Annotated in this window: 15 protein-coding genes; 7 read left to right on the top strand and 8 right to left on the bottom strand. The window is 48.2% G+C overall.

What is annotated here, in order from left to right:
* Positions 1-115 precede the first annotated feature (115 nt).
* On the top strand, positions 116-754 hold the full coding sequence (locus O4H49_RS18295; RefSeq protein WP_269424888.1) for a GDSL-type esterase/lipase family protein: 639 nt from the start codon (positions 116-118) through the stop codon (positions 752-754).
* Between the two features lie 60 nt (positions 755-814).
* On the opposite strand, the gene O4H49_RS18290 is transcribed toward O4H49_RS18295, so the two are convergent.
* Complete coding sequence (locus O4H49_RS18290) at positions 815-1,276, bottom strand: Lrp/AsnC family transcriptional regulator (protein WP_269424887.1); 462 nt, start codon at positions 1,274-1,276, stop codon at positions 815-817.
* 154 nt (positions 1,277-1,430) lie between these two features.
* On the opposite strand from O4H49_RS18290, the gene O4H49_RS18285 reads away from it, so the two are divergent.
* Positions 1,431-2,336, top strand: a complete 906-nt coding sequence (locus tag O4H49_RS18285; protein ID WP_269424886.1) for a DMT family transporter — start codon at positions 1,431-1,433, stop codon at positions 2,334-2,336.
* A 124-nt stretch (positions 2,337-2,460) separates the two neighbouring features.
* Positions 2,461-4,461, top strand: a complete 2,001-nt coding sequence (locus tag O4H49_RS18280) for a hydantoinase/oxoprolinase family protein (RefSeq protein ID WP_269424885.1) — start codon at positions 2,461-2,463, stop codon at positions 4,459-4,461.
* Positions 4,462-4,498: 37 nt separating this feature from the next.
* Here O4H49_RS18280 and O4H49_RS18275 read toward each other — a convergent pair whose 3' ends face one another.
* On the bottom strand, positions 4,499-4,918 hold the full coding sequence (locus O4H49_RS18275) for a PilZ domain-containing protein (RefSeq protein WP_269424884.1): 420 nt from the start codon (positions 4,916-4,918) through the stop codon (positions 4,499-4,501).
* Between the two features lie 133 nt (positions 4,919-5,051).
* Between O4H49_RS18275 and O4H49_RS18270 the strand changes: the two genes are divergently transcribed.
* Positions 5,052-6,017 (top strand): lipid II:glycine glycyltransferase FemX, encoded by a 966-nt coding sequence (locus O4H49_RS18270; RefSeq protein ID WP_269424883.1) that lies wholly within the window; start codon positions 5,052-5,054, stop codon positions 6,015-6,017.
* 27 nt (positions 6,018-6,044) lie between these two features.
* Here O4H49_RS18270 and O4H49_RS18265 read toward each other — a convergent pair whose 3' ends face one another.
* Positions 6,045-7,208 carry a YeeE/YedE family protein gene (locus O4H49_RS18265; protein ID WP_269424882.1) on the bottom strand — a complete coding sequence of 388 codons (1,164 nt, stop codon included), beginning with the start codon at positions 7,206-7,208 and terminating at the stop codon, positions 6,045-6,047.
* Positions 7,209-7,523: 315 nt separating this feature from the next.
* On the opposite strand from O4H49_RS18265, the gene O4H49_RS18260 reads away from it, so the two are divergent.
* Entirely contained in the window at positions 7,524-8,861 is a 1,338-nt protein-coding gene (locus O4H49_RS18260; protein WP_269424881.1) for a tetratricopeptide repeat protein, read from the top strand.
* Positions 8,862-8,941: 80 nt separating this feature from the next.
* On the opposite strand, the gene O4H49_RS18255 is transcribed toward O4H49_RS18260, so the two are convergent.
* From O4H49_RS18255 to O4H49_RS18245, 3 genes are all read right to left on the bottom strand, one after another.
* A complete protein-coding gene (locus O4H49_RS18255) occupies positions 8,942-10,273 on the bottom strand; it encodes an NAD(P)/FAD-dependent oxidoreductase (protein ID WP_269424880.1) in 1,332 nt (443 codons plus the stop codon).
* A 196-nt stretch (positions 10,274-10,469) separates the two neighbouring features.
* Positions 10,470-11,387 carry an alpha/beta hydrolase gene (locus tag O4H49_RS18250; RefSeq protein ID WP_269424879.1) on the bottom strand — a complete coding sequence of 306 codons (918 nt, stop codon included), beginning with the start codon at positions 11,385-11,387 and terminating at the stop codon, positions 10,470-10,472.
* Between the two features lie 74 nt (positions 11,388-11,461).
* A complete protein-coding gene (locus O4H49_RS18245) occupies positions 11,462-12,724 on the bottom strand; it encodes an OpgC family protein (RefSeq protein WP_269424878.1) in 1,263 nt (420 codons plus the stop codon).
* Between the two features lie 308 nt (positions 12,725-13,032).
* On the opposite strand from O4H49_RS18245, the gene O4H49_RS18240 reads away from it, so the two are divergent.
* On the top strand, positions 13,033-14,583 hold the full coding sequence (locus tag O4H49_RS18240; RefSeq protein ID WP_269424877.1) for a glucan biosynthesis protein: 1,551 nt from the start codon (positions 13,033-13,035) through the stop codon (positions 14,581-14,583).
* A gap of 14 nt (positions 14,584-14,597) precedes the next feature.
* Complete coding sequence (gene mdoH, locus O4H49_RS18235) at positions 14,598-16,445, top strand: glucans biosynthesis glucosyltransferase MdoH (protein ID WP_269424876.1); 1,848 nt, start codon at positions 14,598-14,600, stop codon at positions 16,443-16,445.
* Positions 16,446-16,548: 103 nt separating this feature from the next.
* On the opposite strand, the gene O4H49_RS18230 is transcribed toward mdoH, so the two are convergent.
* The gene (locus O4H49_RS18230) at positions 16,549-18,075 is read right to left on the bottom strand and encodes a sensor histidine kinase (protein ID WP_269424875.1); all 1,527 of its coding nucleotides are present in this window, start codon (positions 18,073-18,075) and stop codon (positions 16,549-16,551) included.
* Entirely contained in the window at positions 18,072-18,839 is a 768-nt protein-coding gene (locus tag O4H49_RS18225; protein WP_269424874.1) for a response regulator, read from the bottom strand. The genes O4H49_RS18230 and O4H49_RS18225 overlap by 4 nt, the downstream gene beginning before the upstream one ends.
* Positions 18,840-19,052 lie beyond the last annotated feature (213 nt).

The raw sequence follows: 19,052 nt of genomic DNA, 5'->3' as shown, positions 1-19,052 counted from the left end.
AAAATTGTAAGCTACTGTTGTGAGTTATAAATTTTGAGATATTTATGTTTTTATGGCAGAGAAATGAAATGAGCGATTTAAGCGTATCGAGTGTCAAGTCTATGAAGAATACCTTATGAAGCGGATATGTTTTGTTGGTGCTTCCGTTATGGAAGGCATGGGCGACAGTGAAAAGCTGGGGCTGCCCGGCCGCCTCGCTTTACTGGAAAGCAAAAGGGGCAGGGATTTCATTCATTATAATCTTGGTGTCAGAGGACAAACCATTCGGGAAATCGCAAAACGGGCGGTCGAAGAGTGTTTGGCACGGCTTGGCAATTCTACAGATATCGGGATTGTCTTTGCCTCAGGATCAAATGATTTCGCAACTCTGGATGGCAATCTGCCGAGAACACCGCCCCATCGGGCCTTCAAACAATTCCGCGAGTTGGCTCTGCGCCTCAGAGAAGTGGCCCCGGTTCTGGCTCTGGGGCCAACACCGGTAGAAGAAACAAAAATGCCGGTACTCTCGCCTCTGACAAATATGATGTTTTATTTTAACAACCAAACCCTCGCGACTGGCTCCGAAGGCTATCAACACGTCTGTGTTGAAGAAAAAATCCCTTATATCGACCTGTTCTCTCTCTTGCAAAACAGTCCGGAATATCTGGCCGGTTTAAACGAAAACGACGGCCTGCATTCCAATGCAAAGGGATATCAGGCAATGGCAAAGGTTTTATCAGTATCATCCGAGTGGAATGAATTTTGGGGGACGTAATCCATATATGTCCCGAATACCTTTATGTTCAAAAAAACAGTGGGCCTGAAGGTAAAGGAATTACTTTACGGGATATTCCAGACCGACCTTTACCCGCTCCATTACCACCGTCGTGGTAAATTCCTGAATACACGGATTGTCAAAAAATGCCCGTCGAGTGAAATGCTCATACTCGGTAATATCCGAAGCTGTCACAATCATAATAAAGTCGAAAGATCCGGTCACATAATAACATTGCTGTACTTCGGGAAGAGCCTGCATGTCGCGTTTAAAGGCATCGATAACATCTGAGCGTCCCCGTTTGACAACAATCTGAACCAACAGCGTCAGTTGATTTCCCACAGCCCCCGGGGATAATACAGCGACTTCCCGTTCAATTGCCCCAGTATCACGCAAGCGTTTGATCCGGCGTTGACAGGCTGTTGCCGAGAGGCCAACTTTCTCGGCGATTTGCTCAGAGGTAAAACGGGTACTCTGCTGCAGGCACCGCAAAATAGAACGATCAAAACCATCTATTTCCATGGCATCACCGATTTTACCCTCAGAATATCGATATTTTGCATAATTTATACCCGAACTTGATGTCTAATGCAGTATATCCTCAATCAATCTATCCTAACCTACTTCCTGTTCTGCTCTGGGCAAAGCCCTTCCCGCTAACTTCAGGTATAATACTATGTTCGCCAGTCTAAAGGTCGAAAACAATCCGGCTGTGCCCGGGATCTGTTATGGTTTGCTTGCCGCACTTCTCTGGGGTGCCTGGCCCGTGGTGTCCAGCCTGGGCCTCAGGGAACAGACCTTGACCGCCTACGACATCACGGCCCTGCGTTTTGGCGTGGCAGGAGTTCTCCTGCTGCCACTGATTATAAAGCGGGGCGTGCGGGGGATCGGTTGGATTGGTGCACTCATTCTCGCCTTTGGTGCTGGCGTTCCCTACATGCTGATTACTGTTGCTGGTATGACCTATGCTCCGGCCAGCCACATGGGAATTATCGCCCCCAGCTCTATGATGACAATCTCGACAATCGGCAGCTGGCTGATTTTAGGTGATCGCCCGGATCGCACCCGGATTATCGGCCTGATCGTGATTATCCTTGGCGTTGCGCTTTTGGGAGGACAGGCCCTGATCTCGAGCCAGAGACAAGATCAATGGGTCGGAGATCTACTGTTTGTGGCTGGAGGAGCCTGTTGGGCCTGTTACACCGTCGGCAGCAAATATTTCAAGGCTGACCCTTTGCATGCAACAGCCCTTGTTGCCGTCATTTCCATGATTCTCTATCTGCCGTTATATTTTACCCTTGGCGAACCCAAAATATTTACCGCTCCGGGAAACGAGGTTATTTTTCAGGCGCTTTTTCAGGGTGTTGGTTCTGCTTTTCTAGCCTTGCTGTTCTATACCAAGGCCGTCTCGCTGTTGGGGGCCGCCCGTGGTGCGGTCTTTGCCGCACTGGTTCCCGGTATAGCTGTCCTGCTTGCCTATCCAATCCTTGGCGAAAGTCTTTCAGTACTGGAGTTTGCCGGGGTTTGTGTTGTTACCATCGGCATGGTTGGCGCGCTGGGCCTTATAAAATGGAAAAAATAGTTTTTATCTTTCTGCGTCTTGGGTCCTCGTCGTTTTTAGTACAGTAATTATCCGGGTTATTTGCTAGGACTTTGCCACTGCTTTATGCGAATCGTTACCTGTCGGGCAAGTGAAAGGATTGATAATGCTGCTGGGGATTGATACCGGGGGAACCTACACCGATGCTGTTCTTTTCACTGAAGAAGACGGTGTCCTCAAAACCTCCAAGTCCCTGACAACAAAACACGATCTTTCTATTGGTATATGCAAGGCCGTAGATGCCATCTTGCCTGGGAGCGGTGAGGAAATCCGGATGGTTTCCCTTTCGACAACCCTGGCCACCAATGCGATTGTTGAATCTCATGGCAGTCCCGTGTGCCTTATCATGATCGGTTACGATGAAGGTTCTCTGATGCGCTCCAATCTTGGCGAAGCCATCGGCAAAAATCCTTATGTTTTTGTTCGGGGCGGTCATACGTCTATGGGGGATGAGCAAGCTCCACTGGATATTGAACTCGTCAGGAAAACGGTACAGGAACAAGGCCCAAAGGTAGCTGCCTTTGCCGTGGCGGGTTATTTTTCAGTACGAAATGCAGCCCATGAAGAAACTGTAAGAACGCTAATTCGCGAAGAAACAGGATTGCCTGTGACCTGCGCGCATGAACTCACCTCCAGTCTTGACGCCCCTCGCCGTGCTTTGACCGCTGTTCTCAATGCCCGTCTGATTCCTCAGCTTCAACAGTTGATCCTGGCTGTTGGCACCATGCTGGAACAAAAAAATATCAAAGCACCTTTAATGGTCGTCAAGGGGGATGGATCGCTTATTACAGCTGAAACTGCGCTTAACCGACCAGTAGAAACCATTCTTTCCGGTCCCGCCGCCTCTGTTGTCGGAGCACATTTTCTCTCGGGGGAAAAAGATGTTTTCGTGGTCGACATGGGGGGAACAACAACGGACATTGCAATTCTTGAAGACGGACAACCTCTCTTGAATGATCAGGGTGCTCTGGTTGGAGGATGGCGTACAATGGTCGAGGCTGTGGCCGTTCACACCTTCGGCCTCGGGGGTGACAGTGAAGTGACCCTTGAATTGGGCAAGGCCAAGCTTACTGTTGGTCCCAGACGGGTTCAACCGATCAGCTTGCTGGCTCTGCAGTGTCCAGAAGTTCTCGATGTCATGCAGAAGCAATTGAAGTCAGACCGTATTCGTCCGACAGATGGACGTTTTGTTCTGCGCCTTCGCAAGCTCGACACGGGCGAAACCAGCCTCTCCCGCATGGAGGCAGAGATCTGGACTCTCCTGAAAGATGGTCCTGTCGCTTTGAATGAATTGGCCGAAAGACCTGCCATGATCCCGCCCCTACAGCGGCTTGTTGATCGTGGGCTGGTTATCTATTCGGGCCTAACCCCCAGTGATGCCAGCCATTTGTTAAATCGTCATCAATCATGGGACGTTAAGGGGGCAGAACTCTCTGCTCAGCTTTTCCTTCGTTTCGCCAACCGAGAGAACATTTTCCGGAATGTCACGGTAAAAGAACTGGCCGAAAAAATTTACGAAAAAACCGTCACCCGTTCGGGAACAACCATTCTTGAATCTGCCATGTCCGAAGAAGGTTATCCACCTCTCAGTAAAGAGCAGCAACTTGGACAAAACCTGATCGACAATGCTCTGCGTGACAAACAGGCCGAAAAAAAGTCACCCCTGATCAACTTCAGTCTTCAGCTTGGACGGCCTATAGTCGCCATTGGAGCCCCGGCAGCCACGTATTATCCAGATGTTGCCAAACGCCTCAACACCAGGCTCTCGGTGCCAGAGCATGCCGAGGTAACCAATGCTGTTGGTGCCGTTGCTGGCGGGGTCGTTCAAAATGTCAAAGCCTTGATTTCGTCACCTGAAAAAGGCCGTTATCGCGTTCATATTAGCGGCGCCCAGAAAGATTTTACCGATCTGGAACTTGCAGCGACTTTTGCCACCGACACTGCAGATCAGCAAGTACGGGATCTGGCTCTTGCCTGTGGTGCGGCTGAAGTAAAAGTCAATATAACCCGCAAAGACAAAATCATCCTTGATGCAGGAGGTGACAAGCTTTTCATTGAAAGCCGTATCGTTGCCATAGCAAAAGGCCGCCCGGTTCTGGCGGCCTGATAGCTTGTAATCTCAGTCACAATAAAAAGGGATAATCTTAACGGATGCGTCCCAAAACAATTTTCTCAAGCGTACTAAATGCCCGATTGCCGATATTAACAAACCGTGCCCCAAGGTTACCTGAAGCGTTATCTGCCCGTCTGATCTCGACATCGATGACAAAAGGCTCATCTGTCGTCAAAAGGATCTCAAGTGTGGTAATATCACCAACTTTCAGATCAAGGGTACTGAGATCAATCTTTTCCCCCGCCTGATTCAGAATAACATCCATATCATTAAAATCGGAAAGATCTGGCTCTTCTCCCGTCAGGCCAACTCCACCGGGACTGATATCCCGAATAGTGACCATGACACCTTTGATTCTGGCATCAAATCCCTTCAGTATCGCTGCCATTTTTACAGCGCGACGGTGATCCCGTCTTCGTTCTTTGTTATATACGGCAACAACCTTGGCCATTACGCTGAAAGCCCTGTAATAATTGAATCTGTCAAGTTATAGGAATAGCACGAAATCGCTCGGAAATCATTTACAAATCCCATACTTACCTATTATGGATAATAAAGCGAAGCTCGTAAATAGCGGAAAAGTAATGCCTGATTACAGCCAAGAAAATTCAGTAGAAATACAATGGAACAAGATTTCAGTCAGGCAATGGCGGGAGCTAGTTCGAAAATCAGGAAAATCCAACCTGTTACAAAGCTGGCCTTACGCACAGGCAATCCTCATTACAGAACGCATGACGGGACAGTTTGCCACCATTTCATATAAAGGCCGTATTGTCGGTATCTGTCAGGTTCTGGAACAGAGACTAATGGGGCTGTTCCAGAAGGTTCGACTCTATCGTGGACCACTCTGGCTGGAACAAGCTTTGCCCGATTGCGTTTATGAGGTTTTCTGGAAGGAAATAAGAACCCGGTATCCTGCCCGCCCGTGGCGTTTTACCTATTTTTTACCGGAATTGCCGGATACGTCAGAAAACCGGCACCTCCTGGAAGAAGCTGGTTTCAAGCGCATCGATACAGAGGGGTACAGCTCTATCTGGCTCGATCTTTCCCAGGAAGAAGAGGTTTTGCGCGCCAACCTGAAGTCGAACTGGCGCAATCCTCTCAATCAATCTCTGAAAAAAGGACTGACTCTTGAAATTGATACAGAGGGCAAGCATCTCAACTGGCTCTTGAAATTAAGTGAGACAGACAAACTCTTGAAAGAGTTCAGGGGACCAAGCCCGGCACTGGTTGCCCACCTGAAACGCTTCACTAAAGATCGTGATGACATGTTGCTGTTACGTGCCCTGGACGGCAACACCCCGATTGGTGCCGTGCTGATTTTTTTACACGAAGCCGGTGCAACCTATCTCGTTGGCTGGAACAGCCCGGCAGGTCGGGGAAAAAGAGCCCATAATTTTCTTATTTGGCACAGTATAATGGAACTAAAAAAACGACAGGTTAACTGGCTGGATCTGGGGGGGATCAACCCACAGGATGCTGCAGGCGTCACCACGTTTAAAAGAGGTATCGGAGGAGAAGAATTTACGCTGGTCGGCAGCTACACCTGATATTTCAAGAGAGACTTTGGCATAAGCTCAGCGTAAGGAAAAAATCTTAACGACCCGGATACCAACCATATTTCCGGCAAGAGCAGCGACCAGCCAGACCCAGCCATGCAGGCTCCCTGAAGCCACACCACTAAAAAATGCCCCGATATTGCAGCCATAGGCCAGACGGGCACCATATCCAAGCAACACGCCACCAATCAGGGCTGTAATAATACCGCGGGCTGACAAGTTCTGGTTCTTCCCAAATTTTCCCGCCAGTACAGCCGCGCTCATAGCCCCAAGAACAATGCCAATATTGCTGGATGATGCATCATTATTAAACAGAGATCCCTGGAGTGCCTCTGTCTGTCCACTCCAATAAGGCACCGAAGACAAATCCGCGCCAAGAAAGGTAACCAGTTTTCCACCCCAGAAGGTAATCCCTGAGGTAATTCCCCAAGGGTGCCCCAAGGTCGCAAGCATAACAAAGTTCAATACAGCCAGACCGACTGCCCCAAGGACCAGAGGCCAGGGTCCCTGAACAATCCTCTGTAAAAATCCAGTTGTTTCTGGCTCGGCCAGATGACCGGTCGAAGGTTCTTCCTTTTTCTCCATTTTTTTCACGAGTTGATAAAGTCCCCAAAAAAGCACGAGATGAAAAGCCAGAGCCAGCTTCCATCCCCAGAGAGAAATCATTGAAATCGGAGCCAGTTTGGGTAATTCATGCCAGAACGGTAAATTGAGTGTTGCCAGGACAGAGCCCATCATAAAGGCGAATAAAGTAACAACCATCCGCAAGCTGCCGCCGCCCACAGTAAAGAGAGTTCCACTGGCACAGCCACTGGCGATTTGCATGCCAATGCCAAAAAGGAAGGCACCGACAATGACACCGGTTCCGGCTGGGGCGACAAAACCATAAACACTCTGCCCCCAAATATGACCAGAATCGAGTGTCGGAAAAAACAAGGTCACCACAACCGCTAACATTATCACCTGAGCCTTCAACCCCGCGCCCCACCTCTCTGTTAGAAAACGTCGCCAAGCCGATGTGAAACCAAAAGCAGCGTGATAAAGACAGATACCCAAAGCAATCCCGATCCCGGCTGCGAGGCCAGCGCGCTCATTGATGAAAATGCCGAGATAGACGACCGCCCCTAGCGAGCAGGCAAGAGGTAGGAATCTGTTGAAAGCAAGTGTTGAGTTTTTCTGCATAAACATGCTTTCCCCGTACAATAAACAACCGAGCTTTTTTATAAAGAGTGGCCCGTATTGATCACTATAAGCCTGAAAACCGGTTAACCTCCTTTCACAATCTTGTCAGAATGCTGTGTGCCGCTTTAGACCCGAAGATCAGAGTTTCAGGAACTATCGTCGGGAAATCCTCATGTTTGCGGTGAGCAAGGCAAATCACGATGATCACAACCCCGCTCTCTGCCGGGTCTCAACACATTTTCATCACTGGAAATCAGTGGGCAGCTCGTGCCATATGAGATTTAAGAATTTCATTGCTTTATCTGGAGGTTTCCTGTGCTGTTTGATTGCCGTGGTCATGAAGTAACCGCTTTAAGCCAGCTCGCTGTAGACCAATTCGACAATACGGTTTCTCTCTTTTTGGCACATTCCAAAAAGACCCCAGAGGCACTCGGAACGACACTTGAAACAGACCCTCAACTGCTCATAGCTTTGATTGCCAAAGGTTTTTTCTACAAGATGCTGGCAAAGGCCTCAGCAGATCCTGTCGCTCTGGAATCTCTGTTTAAAGCAAAACTGAGCTTGCGCGAAAGAGGTGCCACCCAGCGCGAAAGTGAGCTCCTTAAAGCCTTGGAAGATTGGTGCAGTGGTCATCTCGACCTTTCTATATCCAGGCTGGATAACCTGCTTTGCAAATACCCGCTTGATGCCTTGACGGTAAAGTTGACCCATGCCTGTCAGTTTATTCGCGGCCAAAGTAAAGCCATGCGTTCCTCAACAACAAAAGTGCTCAGAGCCTGGTCTGAGAATGACCGGGATTATGGATTTATTCTTGGTTGTCACTGTTTTGGGCTGGAAGAAACCGGGGCTTACAGCGAAGCCGAGAAAATAGGCAAGCAGGCTGTCGAGTTAGAACCGGATGATGCCTGGGGAACGCATGCTGTTGGTCACGTGCTCGAGATGTCTTCTCGCCCTCAAGAGGGCCTGAATTGGCTTTCCCAGTTTCAGGATCGTTGGGACAACTGCAATAATTTTTCCTTTCATATGTACTGGCATATGGCGCTGTTTCATCTAGAGCTGGGTCATAAAGACGAGGTTCTTCACCTTTATGATAATTATATACGCAAGGATCATACAGATGATTTCAGGGATATCAGCAATGGAGTTTCCCTGCTTTACCGACTGGAACTCGAAGGCGTTGATGTCGGACATAGATGGGAAGAAATGGCCCGTTTATCAGCAACTCACGTCAATGATCACAGCCTTGCTTTTGCTGATGCCCATTATCTGCTGGCAATTCTTGGTGCTGGTAACAAACTAGCGGCGGACAGTTTCATCGAAACAATGGAACAAAAAAGTCAGGGTGACGGAACAGCACAGGCCGTTTTCCGGCATATCGGCATGCCGCTTGCCAAGGCCATCAAGGCCAGCAAAGTCGGGCAGGACGGGAAGTGTGTGGATCTTTTATTGCCTGTATTCGACCAGTTGCAACAGATCGGTGGCAGTCATGCCCAGCGAGATGTCTTTCACCGATTGCTCATTGATGCTGCCATACGTTCGAACCGTCATGATACTGCACGGGAACTTTTGGAAAAACGCCTTCAGGACAGACCTGATAACATATGGGCCCTGAATAGAGCGGCGCGCATAGAAGCAGATTTTGCCGAAATATAATCCAGGGATTACCACCAGAATAAAGTCATGGAAATGACTTCCTGAAACAGGCATCTCTTCCTTTTTTACGTGGAAAAGAACTAAAGAGATGGCCCGGGGATAATGGGGGAACCATCATGAAACCGGCTCAATCTAAAGCGTGTTAAATCATGCCCCGTGGGGCGATCTGCTGCCATGTCTGCGACAACCCGTCCAATTCCTGGGCCAATACCAAAGCCATGTCCGCTCAAGCCCGCAACAATAATCAGCCCAAGCAGGTTGTCTACCTTTGAAATAATTGGCAGGACATCTGGTGATGTCTCGATCATTCCCGCCCAACTTTCAAGAAAAGTTACCTTGGCCAAAGCAGGGACGTAATCACTGAGCCTTTGTCTTAGCTTTCTGTGTAATTCCGGATCAGGTTTGGGATCGAGGATCCTGTTCCGCTCAAAAGGTGATATTTTTTCTTCATTCCAGGATTTTCGGCGTCCATAATCGCTAAAGAAGCTCTCGTCTATTCTCAGGCTGATATCTTTTAGGGACTTTTTCATCAGCGGAATGAATTTGGGAAGATACCGGAAGCTATCGGGAACAATATGGTGTGTCATGTGATCGGCTAGGGCGACTGTATAGCCACCGTCTTGCCGCCGTCGAAAAGCAATCTTGTCAGACACGGCATTACCCGAGAAAAAACCGTCGACCCGGGAGGTTCTGGCAACACAGTTTTTTACCCTGAGTTGCGGCAAAACAATATTATGGTATCCAGCCAAGAGAGATGACCAGGCGCCAGCAGCAGAAACAACCTGTCTTGCACGCACCCGTCCCTGCTCGGTTATCACGCCTGAAATCTTTCCTGCAGAAATATCCAATGCTCTTACAGCACAGTTCTCGATGATCCTGACGCCAAGTTTTTTGGCTGCCCGCGCCAGCTTTGGCACAGCAATAAAAGGTTCTGCCCGACCATCACTCGGTGTATAAAGCGCTCCCTTCCATCGGGCCTGTTCCTGCCCGAGCAGTCTTGCTGTTTCATTCGCGGTTAAAAGCTGTGTATCAAGCTCATGTTCCCGGGCGACAGAAAGCCAGGATTCATTTTCATGTTGCTGGTGATCATTATCTGCCAGATAAAGGCACCCGCCTTGATGAAAACCCAGGTCTTCACCAATCTCTGATGACAGCCTTTTCCATATTTGCAGGCTTTCTTTCATAATGGGAAGTTCAGAGCTATCGCGGCCTTGCTGACGCACCCAGCCCCAATTCCGGCAGGACTGTTCACCCGCGACACGACCCTTTTCACAGACAAGAACAGATTTTCCCTGGCGCCCCAGAAAATAGGCAATCGAAATCCCGATAATACCCGCACCGATTACCACGACATCTACTTCATCGGGAAGTTTATCCCTATAGGTAACGGGGGTTTTATTGGTAACGACCATCACTGCTTCTTAAGACCAAAACACACAAAAAATAAAGCTGTCTCTCTATGATTTCCAACAGGGCTCATAGGATTGCACAGCGGCTGCATTAAATAACATGTTTTATTAACCGCTGAAACAGTATTTTTATACTGATTTTTACGCTTATTTGATGTTTTATTTCACGGCAATGTAATTGATGGTTTTTTTAGTGTATTCAAAGGCAGAATGGATCGAGCGGTTTTTCTGACGCGAATGAAGAACTATCCTGTCTCTCCAGCTTTTTAGAAAGAAACAAAAGCGCGGTTTCAATTTCTCTGGACCAAAGTTTCCAGCTGTGATTGCCATCGGTCACTCTGAGCTCTACCGGTTTTTTTTGCTCTCGCATCAACTTGTAGAATGCATAGGTTCCATCATAGAGCCCGAAGGAATCATCGTCGCCAACAGTTAAAAAAGTAGCCGGAGGATTGGGGGTGTTTTCTATCAGGGAAAAGATATTTTTCTGATTGAACTTTTCGACAATAAAGGGATCACCAAAAACACCGCTAAACAGTTTTATCTGGATCGGGCGAAAGTCATCGTCGCCAGTGGCATTTGGAAAGATGGCCGGGCTTAGCGCAGCTACAGCGGCAAAACGATCAGGCTCAAGATAGGCCATTCGCAACGCGCCATATCCACCCATAGACAATCCGGCAACAACCCGCCCGCCCTTGTTCGCCTGCACAGGAAATTCTGCCTCAATTGCTTCCGGTAACTCATAGAGAATGGCGGTTTCATAGTTGCCGTGCTTAGGGGAATTCACATACCAGGATTTCGCAGCAGCAGGCATGATAACGATTAAAGGCGGGATGATCTGATCAGTGATTAATCGGTCAAGCGTGCTTGTAATATTACCCACTTTGGGCCAGTCGTGATGTCCGCCGCCATAGCCATGTAAAAGATAGAGTACTGGATAGGGAGCCCCTTCGTTATTACAATAGGCTTCTGGCAGATAGATTGAATAATCCAAAGGCGTTTCAAGGGATTCAAGAGCAATTGTTCTGTTATAGTCAACGCGCCCTTGTGCCACAGCTTCAGTTTTGAGCAAGGCCAGACAGAAGGAGAGCAATAACATCCTGTTAAACGAGATATTCATATTACTCTCCCCCTTCCCCCAGATTCCAGATCGAACACCTACTCCAAAACAAGGTCGCTTGCCTTATCCGCAGATTAATGCGCGGCCAATGTTTTCTCAACTCGACTGCTTGTGGAAACAGTTTCCTGAGAATTATCGACTGCAACGGGTGCAGTTTTTTTTGTCCAGGGGGCTGCTTTGATCCAGGACATGGCATAAGCAAAGACAATTAGTATAATCAACCCCGAGATATTTACCAAAGGCAGCCCCACTGCATCACGACCAACAAGGTCCAGAACCATCCCACCGATCCAGGACAGGGTCATGCTCAAAATAAAAACGGGTAGAGCCTGTTGTCCTGTTACGATGATGGGACGCAGATAGCGGCTTTTCAGAATATGTTCCCGTCCTTTGAGCATAGAGGCGCAAATGTAGGCCAGGGCAAAGAACTGTGCCCACCGCAACAGGCCAAAATTGGTTTTGGCATAACCAACCCGTAAATGTTCCAGGCGGATTTTATCCATACTGAAATCCGGGTTGCTGGAGATCAGATCAGGAAATCCATAGATAATCGACCAGTTACTGAAGGGTACCAGGACCAATATAAAAACCACACAGACAGTAAGTAATACTTTATTTGGTTTCGGAGTTTTTACCCAGCCAGAAGAAATCGCAAATCCGGAAAAGAACAGAACTTGCCAGGCCAGAGGATTAAAGAACCATTCCCGGTCTGAAAATGGTTCGGCTGAGAAACCAAGATCCCAGATCCAGGTCGCAATATATAGGCCGAGCGAAAACGCTGCTGCGAGCCACGGGTTGAACCGGGCAAGGAACATAACAATCGGCACCATGGCCAGCACGCCAATGTACATCGGCATGATGTCAAAATAGTTGGGAACATATGTCAGTGTGAAAAGTCCGATTAAAGCCTCACCCGTATGATCAAAGAAAAACCCCAGGTTCATCTTGTTGATGTAATCGCCCCCAAATATCTCGGCGTCGCCATAAGCGCTAACGGCTGCTACGGCGAAGAACAGACCCAGGTGGGCAAAGAAAATCTGAACACACCGGATAATGATACGTGCGGTTCCGGTTCCAAATCCGGATCGGCGGAATGTTCCACCAAAAGCGATCGCTGCAGCAAAACCGGAACAGAAGACAAACATCTCTGTGGCATCACTTGGTCCAAACCTGCCGGGTATAAAACGTGACCAATAGTTTTCCGGGATATGGGCAATGAATATGAAAAGCATTGCCAGTCCGCGAAAGAAGTCGAGTCGCGGATCTCGCTCTCTTTTTCCGCTGGGAAGAACTCCAAGCAGTTCAGGCCTGATTTTATCGGATATTTCTTGTGACATGCGCTGGTAACCCGGTTTCCTTAATAATTGTTCCACTCCTCTATAGCTAAAATGTCATTTGAGCAATGGAATCTATAGTAAAACCTGTTCGCGAACTTGTGATGAGTCTTGTTTATTCCCGCTCACTTTAAACAGTTAAAAGTACTGTCAAGACCGGGTTTGTTTTTACGTACCGCATAAAAAGACAAAAAAGTGAAATAAAAGTGAGATGACACAAAGATTCCCCTTGAAGATTTTCTACTTTAGAGCAAATTCCTGTTCGACGACAAACGATGTCGAATTCTAACTTTCCTGAAGTACTGTAACAGATGAAACGCAGAGATTTTCTTCTATCAACTATGGCCCTGACTTGTACGGGATTTTTGCCTGGAATTCTTGCTGAGAGCGCGGCGGGGGCAGCTGGCCTTACCCGTTTTTCGGATATACAGGAAAAAGCTGCGACTCTGGCAAAATCGACCTATGAAAAACCTGATGATCGCATCAGTGATTTTTGGAAGAAAATGTCTGTCGAACAGTTTTCGAAAATCTATTACAACCCAAAGGCGCCATTGTGGAACGATGGTGGTCCCTTCCAGATGCAGTTCTTTCATCCAGGGGGACCCTGGTTTCATCACACTGTGAATATTACGCTTCAGGAAAACGGCAAGGAAAAAGATCAAACCCTTCAGCCGGGGATGTTCTGGTACGAAGGTGAACAGCCGACAGCCAAGGATTTTGACAATCTTCACTTCGCCGGATTTCGTGTCCATCACCAGTTGAACAGCGAATATTATGACGAACTGATTTCTTTTCTGGGTTCTAATTACTTTCGGGTACTTGGGCGCGGGCAACAATATGGCCTGTCTATTCGAGGACTTGCGATCGATACAGCGGAAAAATCGGGGGAAGAGTTTCCTGATTTTCGCGGATTCTGGATTGAAAAGCCAGTATCAGGTTCGAATGAACTGGTTATCATGGCATTGCTGGATAGTCCAAGTATCACCGGAGCCTATCGCTTTGTTGTTACTCCAGGCGATGAGACAACTATCGATGTTGAAGTTTCCCTTTTTGCCAGAAAAGACATCAACAAGCTTGGCCTCGCGCCATTAACCAGCATGTATTTATATGGTGAGAATTCCAGAAAACTGGATGATTATCGACCAGAGGTTCATGATTCAGACGGCCTGATGATTCACAACAGCCAAAATGAATGGTTGTGGCGCCCCCTCGCCCGTAGACGCAGCCCAACAATCTCGTCCTTTTTAGATGCCGGAACCAAAGGGTTTGGTCTTTGTCAACGCGATCGCTCCTACGATAGCTATCATGACCTGGATTCAAGATATCAGTTACGACCAAGTATCTGGATTGAACCCAAAGGCGATTGGGGCAAAGGACATGTCGAACTGGTTGAAATTAATTCGGACCTGGAGACAACCGATAATATCGTTTGTTACTGGGTATCAGATACCCGGCTCAAAGCTGGTCAATCCCATCAGTATTCCTATCGACTGACAAGTTTTCTTGACTCGCCCCAGTGGCCTCCAGTTGGTCGGACCCTGAGCACACGAGAAGGCCCGGCCAACCGTCCAGGCTTTTCTTATGGGAACCATGAAGAAGCGCGATACTTTATTGTAGAGTTTGAAGGAGCGGACCTCGACACTCTTGCTGCAGACAGCCCAATAGAAGCCATTTTCACCTGTCAAGATGGTAAAATATACGACATGCAGTGCCAGAAGAACCCTGTTAATAATCAATGGCGGGTTTCTTTTAATCTGAGCCCCCCTGAAAATCGTCCTTGCGACATCAGAGGGTATCTCAAGCTGGGTGACAGAGCACTAACCGAAACCTGGACTTACCTTTATACAGGCAAACCCGTCTGATGCAGGATACAATAATGAACCCCGAAGATATCGCTATATCTGATGACAAAAACCTCTCGGCCATGCGGGTGAGAAGACGGTTGTTTCTTGTCGCCCTGCTCTTTTTGACGGTTGGTATTCTCAGTACAAACCTGACGATCAATCTGTTCGAAAACGGGCTGAGTCTGCTGGAAGGGGGCTATATTCTCCTTTCTACAATCGCTTTTATCTGGATTGCCCAGTCCTTCTGGACGTCGACAATCGGATTTGCCTTTCGCCTTTTCTTTCCAGGCAATGCAGCAAGGAAAGTCTCACCGGTAGCTGCCGGGCTTGATACAAAAGCATGCCCTGTCGGTCGAACCGCGATTGTCATGCCGATCTACAATGAAGATCCCGAAATGGTTTTTCAAGGTATGGAGCAGACACTGCGTTCGGTTCTCGCCACAGGTCATGGCAACAATTACAATTTTTTTATCCTCAGTGACACAACCAAAGACGAGATTGCCGAACAGGAAAACGTTCTGGCCCAGGAACTTCTGCATCGTTACGCCCTGCAAGGCAGGTTCCATTATCGCCGTCGTGAAAAAAACACTCACAGAAAAGTCGGCAATCTCAAGGATTTTTGTGATCGTTGGGGGGCAGACTATGATTATATGCTGGTTCTTGATGCGGACAGTATCATGTCGGGAGAGACCATTCTCAACCTGACCAGAATGTTGGATAACAATCCAAATGCAGGCCTGATACAGGCACAACCGCGCGCTATGGGGCAAAAAACCCTGTTTGGTCGTCTGACCCAGTTCAATATCCGTCTGACAGGAGAGCTTTTCTCGACTGGTTTGAGCTACTGGACCCTCAATGACGGAAACTATTGGGGACATAATGCAATTCTGCGTCTGAAGCCCTTCATAGAACATTGTGATCTGCCAACACTTTCCGGCAAAGGTCCTTTGTCAGGGGACATCCTGAGCCACGATTTTGTCGAAGCAGCATGGTTGCGCCGTGCCGGATACGACGTCTGGATTTTTCCTGAAGGCAAAGGCAGTTACGAACAGATCCCGACCAACATTCTGGATCATATCATTCGCGACCAACGCTGGTGTCAGGGTAATTTCCAGCATACCAGACTTCTTGGTACCAAAGGTCTGAAGCCGATCAGCAGGCTCCATATGCTCATGGGTGTTATGAGTTATGCCTCCTCGTACCTCTGGATGCTTCTGCTGGTTCTCAGTGCCCTGTTGGTGGCTGAAAGAACCATGCCATTGGGCCCTGTTATCGAACTCCCCTTTGAATGGCCAGTGCTGCAAAATTACATTATGACGCCACTTTCGCTTTTTGCTGTCGTGATGGGCATGCTTTTTATGCCAAAGATTTTCGCCTTGATTATCGGTTATCGTGATGCCAAAGCCTATGGCGGTGTTATCCGACTAACCCTGAGCTGTTTGCTGGAAATGACTTTCTCGGCAATCACAGCGCCTGTTGTAATGATTTTCCATGTCCGTATCATCACGGCCCTGCTTCTTGGGAAAACAGTACAGTGGAATGCCCAGAGCAGAAGCGGACGAAATATCCCCTGGAGCGAGGCCTTTAAACAACACAGTGCACATCTTCTGGCTGCCTTGGGACTTGGTGCCGTATATTATCTTCAGGCTCCAGAACTCTTACCCTGGCTTGCACCGATCCTGACGGGGCTGATCATTAGTGCTCCGCTGGCAGTTGCTTTTGGCCAGGAGAAAATCGGTCTTTTCCTCCTGAACCAGGGCTTGTTGCTCATTCCTGAAGAAACACGTCCACCGGAAGAACTGCCTATCCTGTTCTCGCGCTTTATCCAGCCATCACCGCTTGTCGACGAAACCCGTTATTTGCCAAAAGCAGCTGAATAAAACCTTAGACAGTAGAAAATTGAACAGCGAAAGGCCGGGACACAACAGTGTGCCCCGGCCTTTCGTTTTATGCGTTAAACAAGCCCTGGTTACTCGCCGATTATCAAGGAGCAAAAGAGACGTCAGGATCAAGAGAACGTGGCAATAAAAGCTTAACAGAAAGGCCCTGAACCGGCTGGTTTGCAAGCTCGAGTTCCCCGCGATGTGAGTCCGCAACACTTTTGACGATACTCAACCCGAGACCGCTCCCTCCCGTTTCTCTGTTTCTCGATTTCTCTAGCCTGTAAAAAGGCTTGAGGACATTATCCATCTCTGCTTCGGGGATGCCCGGGCCACGATCATTCACCTCAATCAGAATAAGGCCGGGTTCAATGGTCAAGCCAACCTTTGCCTGAAAGCCGTACTTTACTGCATTGGCCACCAGATTGGTTATCGCCCGCTTCAACGCCCGTGGACGTCCGACCATATAACCTTTGAGAAGTCCGTCGAGTGATACAGTTTTTTCATGTCGACTGAAAACAGTGCCTGATGTTCGCAAGGTAGGATATTCTATGGGCAAAAAGGTTACAGGCATGCCCACATCTGAAAAATCATCACAAATACTCTGAACCATTGATACAATATCAAACTGCTCCAGCTCTTCTGCTTCCAGCCCGCCTTTTAGAAAATCAATCGCATCTTTGGTCATGGACAACATTAGATCCAGGTCCGCCAGAATTTTGTTGCGCAGGTCCTCTTCCTCAATAAACTCGGCCCTCAAGCGCAGACGCGTTGCTGGCGTTCTCAAGTCATGAGAAATGGCGGTAAGCATTCGGGTGCGTTCCTCGATTGCTTCGGTCTTTTCTTCCTGTTCTCTATACAGTTGATCTACAATCTCTCTGGCTTCTTTAGGCCAGAAATTATAGAGCGGGCTATCCTTATTGATATTGCTTTCCTCTGTACGCCCTATCTTGCTGCCTGTCCCGATGGCTCCAAGATAGCGAAAGGAATAAAGCAGATAACGAATACCCAGAATAAAGAGCACTGCCGAAAATGACATGCCGCCCAGCAAAATCAGCAACCATTGCACCTCGGTTACCCGTTCACGCCAGTAAACGGGGCTGTTTACAACCAGTTGATCCCCATTCGACAGCCGTAAATATAACGAAGCTGGCCGGTCATGTCGGGCGATCGCTGAGGTCAGAAATGTTAAATGTGCTGTGAGGTCTTCCGGTGGATAATCTGGCAATAACAGTTTTGATCTGGGGTGTGCCCCATCCATCCCCAGCCGGATATTGGGATAGAGCGATATAATAGATTCCCGGGTCAGATCAATAAAATACTCGCTGTTATTATCGGGAATTTTTTCACGCGAATAATAATTAAACAGAACAGAATTGCTGCGGTTAAAGTTATTAGCCGCTATAGATCTTCGTTCTTCAGGCATCCGGGATAATTCTTCAAACGCGCGGGCGATCACAGGTCCAATCCAGGTGGCTTCCGCGATTTCTGCCCTCCTGTTAATGATTGCCCCAATACCACCTGCAGCAAATGAGCTTGCGAGAAACCCACAAAAAAATCCGAACAGCAGTATCCGTACCCTGATCCGCTCTGGCGCCCAGTTCAAAAGCCAATGCCATTTATTGTTCAAGACCGTTGATCCTGATGGGGAACAGTTTCAGAAGACTGTTTGACCTGCTCTGCAAAAATGTACCCTTGCCCACGCACTGTTTTTATTAATCTCGGCTTATCAGAATCAACTTCAAGTTTTCTCCTTAATCTACTGATTTGTATATCAATACTTCGATCAAAAGCGATAGCCTCCACTCCCCTTGTAGCATTGATCAGATCATCTCTCGTCAGGACGGTTTGTGGACGCTCAAGAAAAGCGACAAGAAGCGCAAATTCCCCAGATGACAAATGCACAATAAACTTTTCAGGGGATCGCACTTCCCGCTTGCCTTCATGCAGTTGCCATCCGGCAAATCTGAACTGTCGATTTTTTACTGGGCCAGACAGTTCCTCTTCACCATCACTGGCTCCTCCGGATACCCGCCGGAAGATGGCTTTCATCCGGGCGAGAAGCTCTCGGGGATTAAAGGGTTTCTCGAGATAATCATCCGCCCCGACTTCAAGTCCGACAATCCGATCTGCATCCCCTGTGACGGCTGTTAGCATGATGATGGGAACTGTCGAGCTTTCCCGCACAGATCGACAGAGGCTCAGACCATCCTCACCGGGCAGCATGATATCCAGAATAATAAGGTCAATCGACCAGCGGGATAGTTCGCGACGCATCTCGTTCCCCGATCCAGCCACCGAGACCCGATAACCCCGCTGGGTCAGGAATCCGGTTAGGAGCTCCCGGATTTCGGCATCATCATCAACAATCAGAAGATGTTTGACCTTTTCCATCTTTTGTCCTGTTTAATTTCGCATGTGCGGGAAAAGACTGTAACAAAACTTTTTTATTACCTTAATGTATCCGTTTGTAACAATCAGTTCAGACTGCAATCTTCTGTTACCCTAAAAAGATCGCTTAACTGGCACTCCCGGGGTTTAACTATAACTATCGAAACCGCTACGGCCTGAACAGCTAACAATAATCTATGGGACGTAGTTCGGTTC

The organism is Kiloniella laminariae (assembly GCF_027214005.1).
Lineage (GTDB): Bacteria > Pseudomonadota > Alphaproteobacteria > Kiloniellales > Kiloniellaceae > Kiloniella > Kiloniella laminariae_A.
This window is presented reverse-complemented; position numbering and strand designations above follow the sequence as displayed.

Bases quoted from the DNA above. Each gene is read 5' to 3' on its own strand.
- O4H49_RS18295 (WP_269424888.1), top strand. From the start codon at position 116: ATGAAGCGGATATGTTTTGTTGGTGCTTCCGTTATGGAAGGCATGGGC.
- O4H49_RS18290 (WP_269424887.1), bottom strand. From the start codon at position 1,276: ATGGAAATAGATGGTTTTGATCGTTCTATTTTGCGGTGCCTGCAGCAG.
- O4H49_RS18285 (WP_269424886.1), top strand. From the start codon at position 1,431: ATGTTCGCCAGTCTAAAGGTCGAAAACAATCCGGCTGTGCCCGGGATC.
- O4H49_RS18280 (WP_269424885.1), top strand. From the start codon at position 2,461: ATGCTGCTGGGGATTGATACCGGGGGAACCTACACCGATGCTGTTCTT.
- O4H49_RS18275 (WP_269424884.1), bottom strand. From the start codon at position 4,918: ATGGCCAAGGTTGTTGCCGTATATAACAAAGAACGAAGACGGGATCAC.
- O4H49_RS18270 (WP_269424883.1), top strand. From the start codon at position 5,052: ATGCCTGATTACAGCCAAGAAAATTCAGTAGAAATACAATGGAACAAG.
- O4H49_RS18265 (WP_269424882.1), bottom strand. From the start codon at position 7,208: ATGCAGAAAAACTCAACACTTGCTTTCAACAGATTCCTACCTCTTGCC.
- O4H49_RS18255 (WP_269424880.1), bottom strand. From the start codon at position 10,273: ATGGTCGTTACCAATAAAACCCCCGTTACCTATAGGGATAAACTTCCC.
- O4H49_RS18250 (WP_269424879.1), bottom strand. From the start codon at position 11,387: ATGAATATCTCGTTTAACAGGATGTTATTGCTCTCCTTCTGTCTGGCC.
- O4H49_RS18245 (WP_269424878.1), bottom strand. From the start codon at position 12,724: ATGTCACAAGAAATATCCGATAAAATCAGGCCTGAACTGCTTGGAGTT.
- O4H49_RS18240 (WP_269424877.1), top strand. From the start codon at position 13,033: ATGAAACGCAGAGATTTTCTTCTATCAACTATGGCCCTGACTTGTACG.
- mdoH (WP_269424876.1), top strand. From the start codon at position 14,598: ATGAACCCCGAAGATATCGCTATATCTGATGACAAAAACCTCTCGGCC.
- O4H49_RS18225 (WP_269424874.1), bottom strand. From the start codon at position 18,839: ATGGAAAAGGTCAAACATCTTCTGATTGTTGATGATGATGCCGAAATC.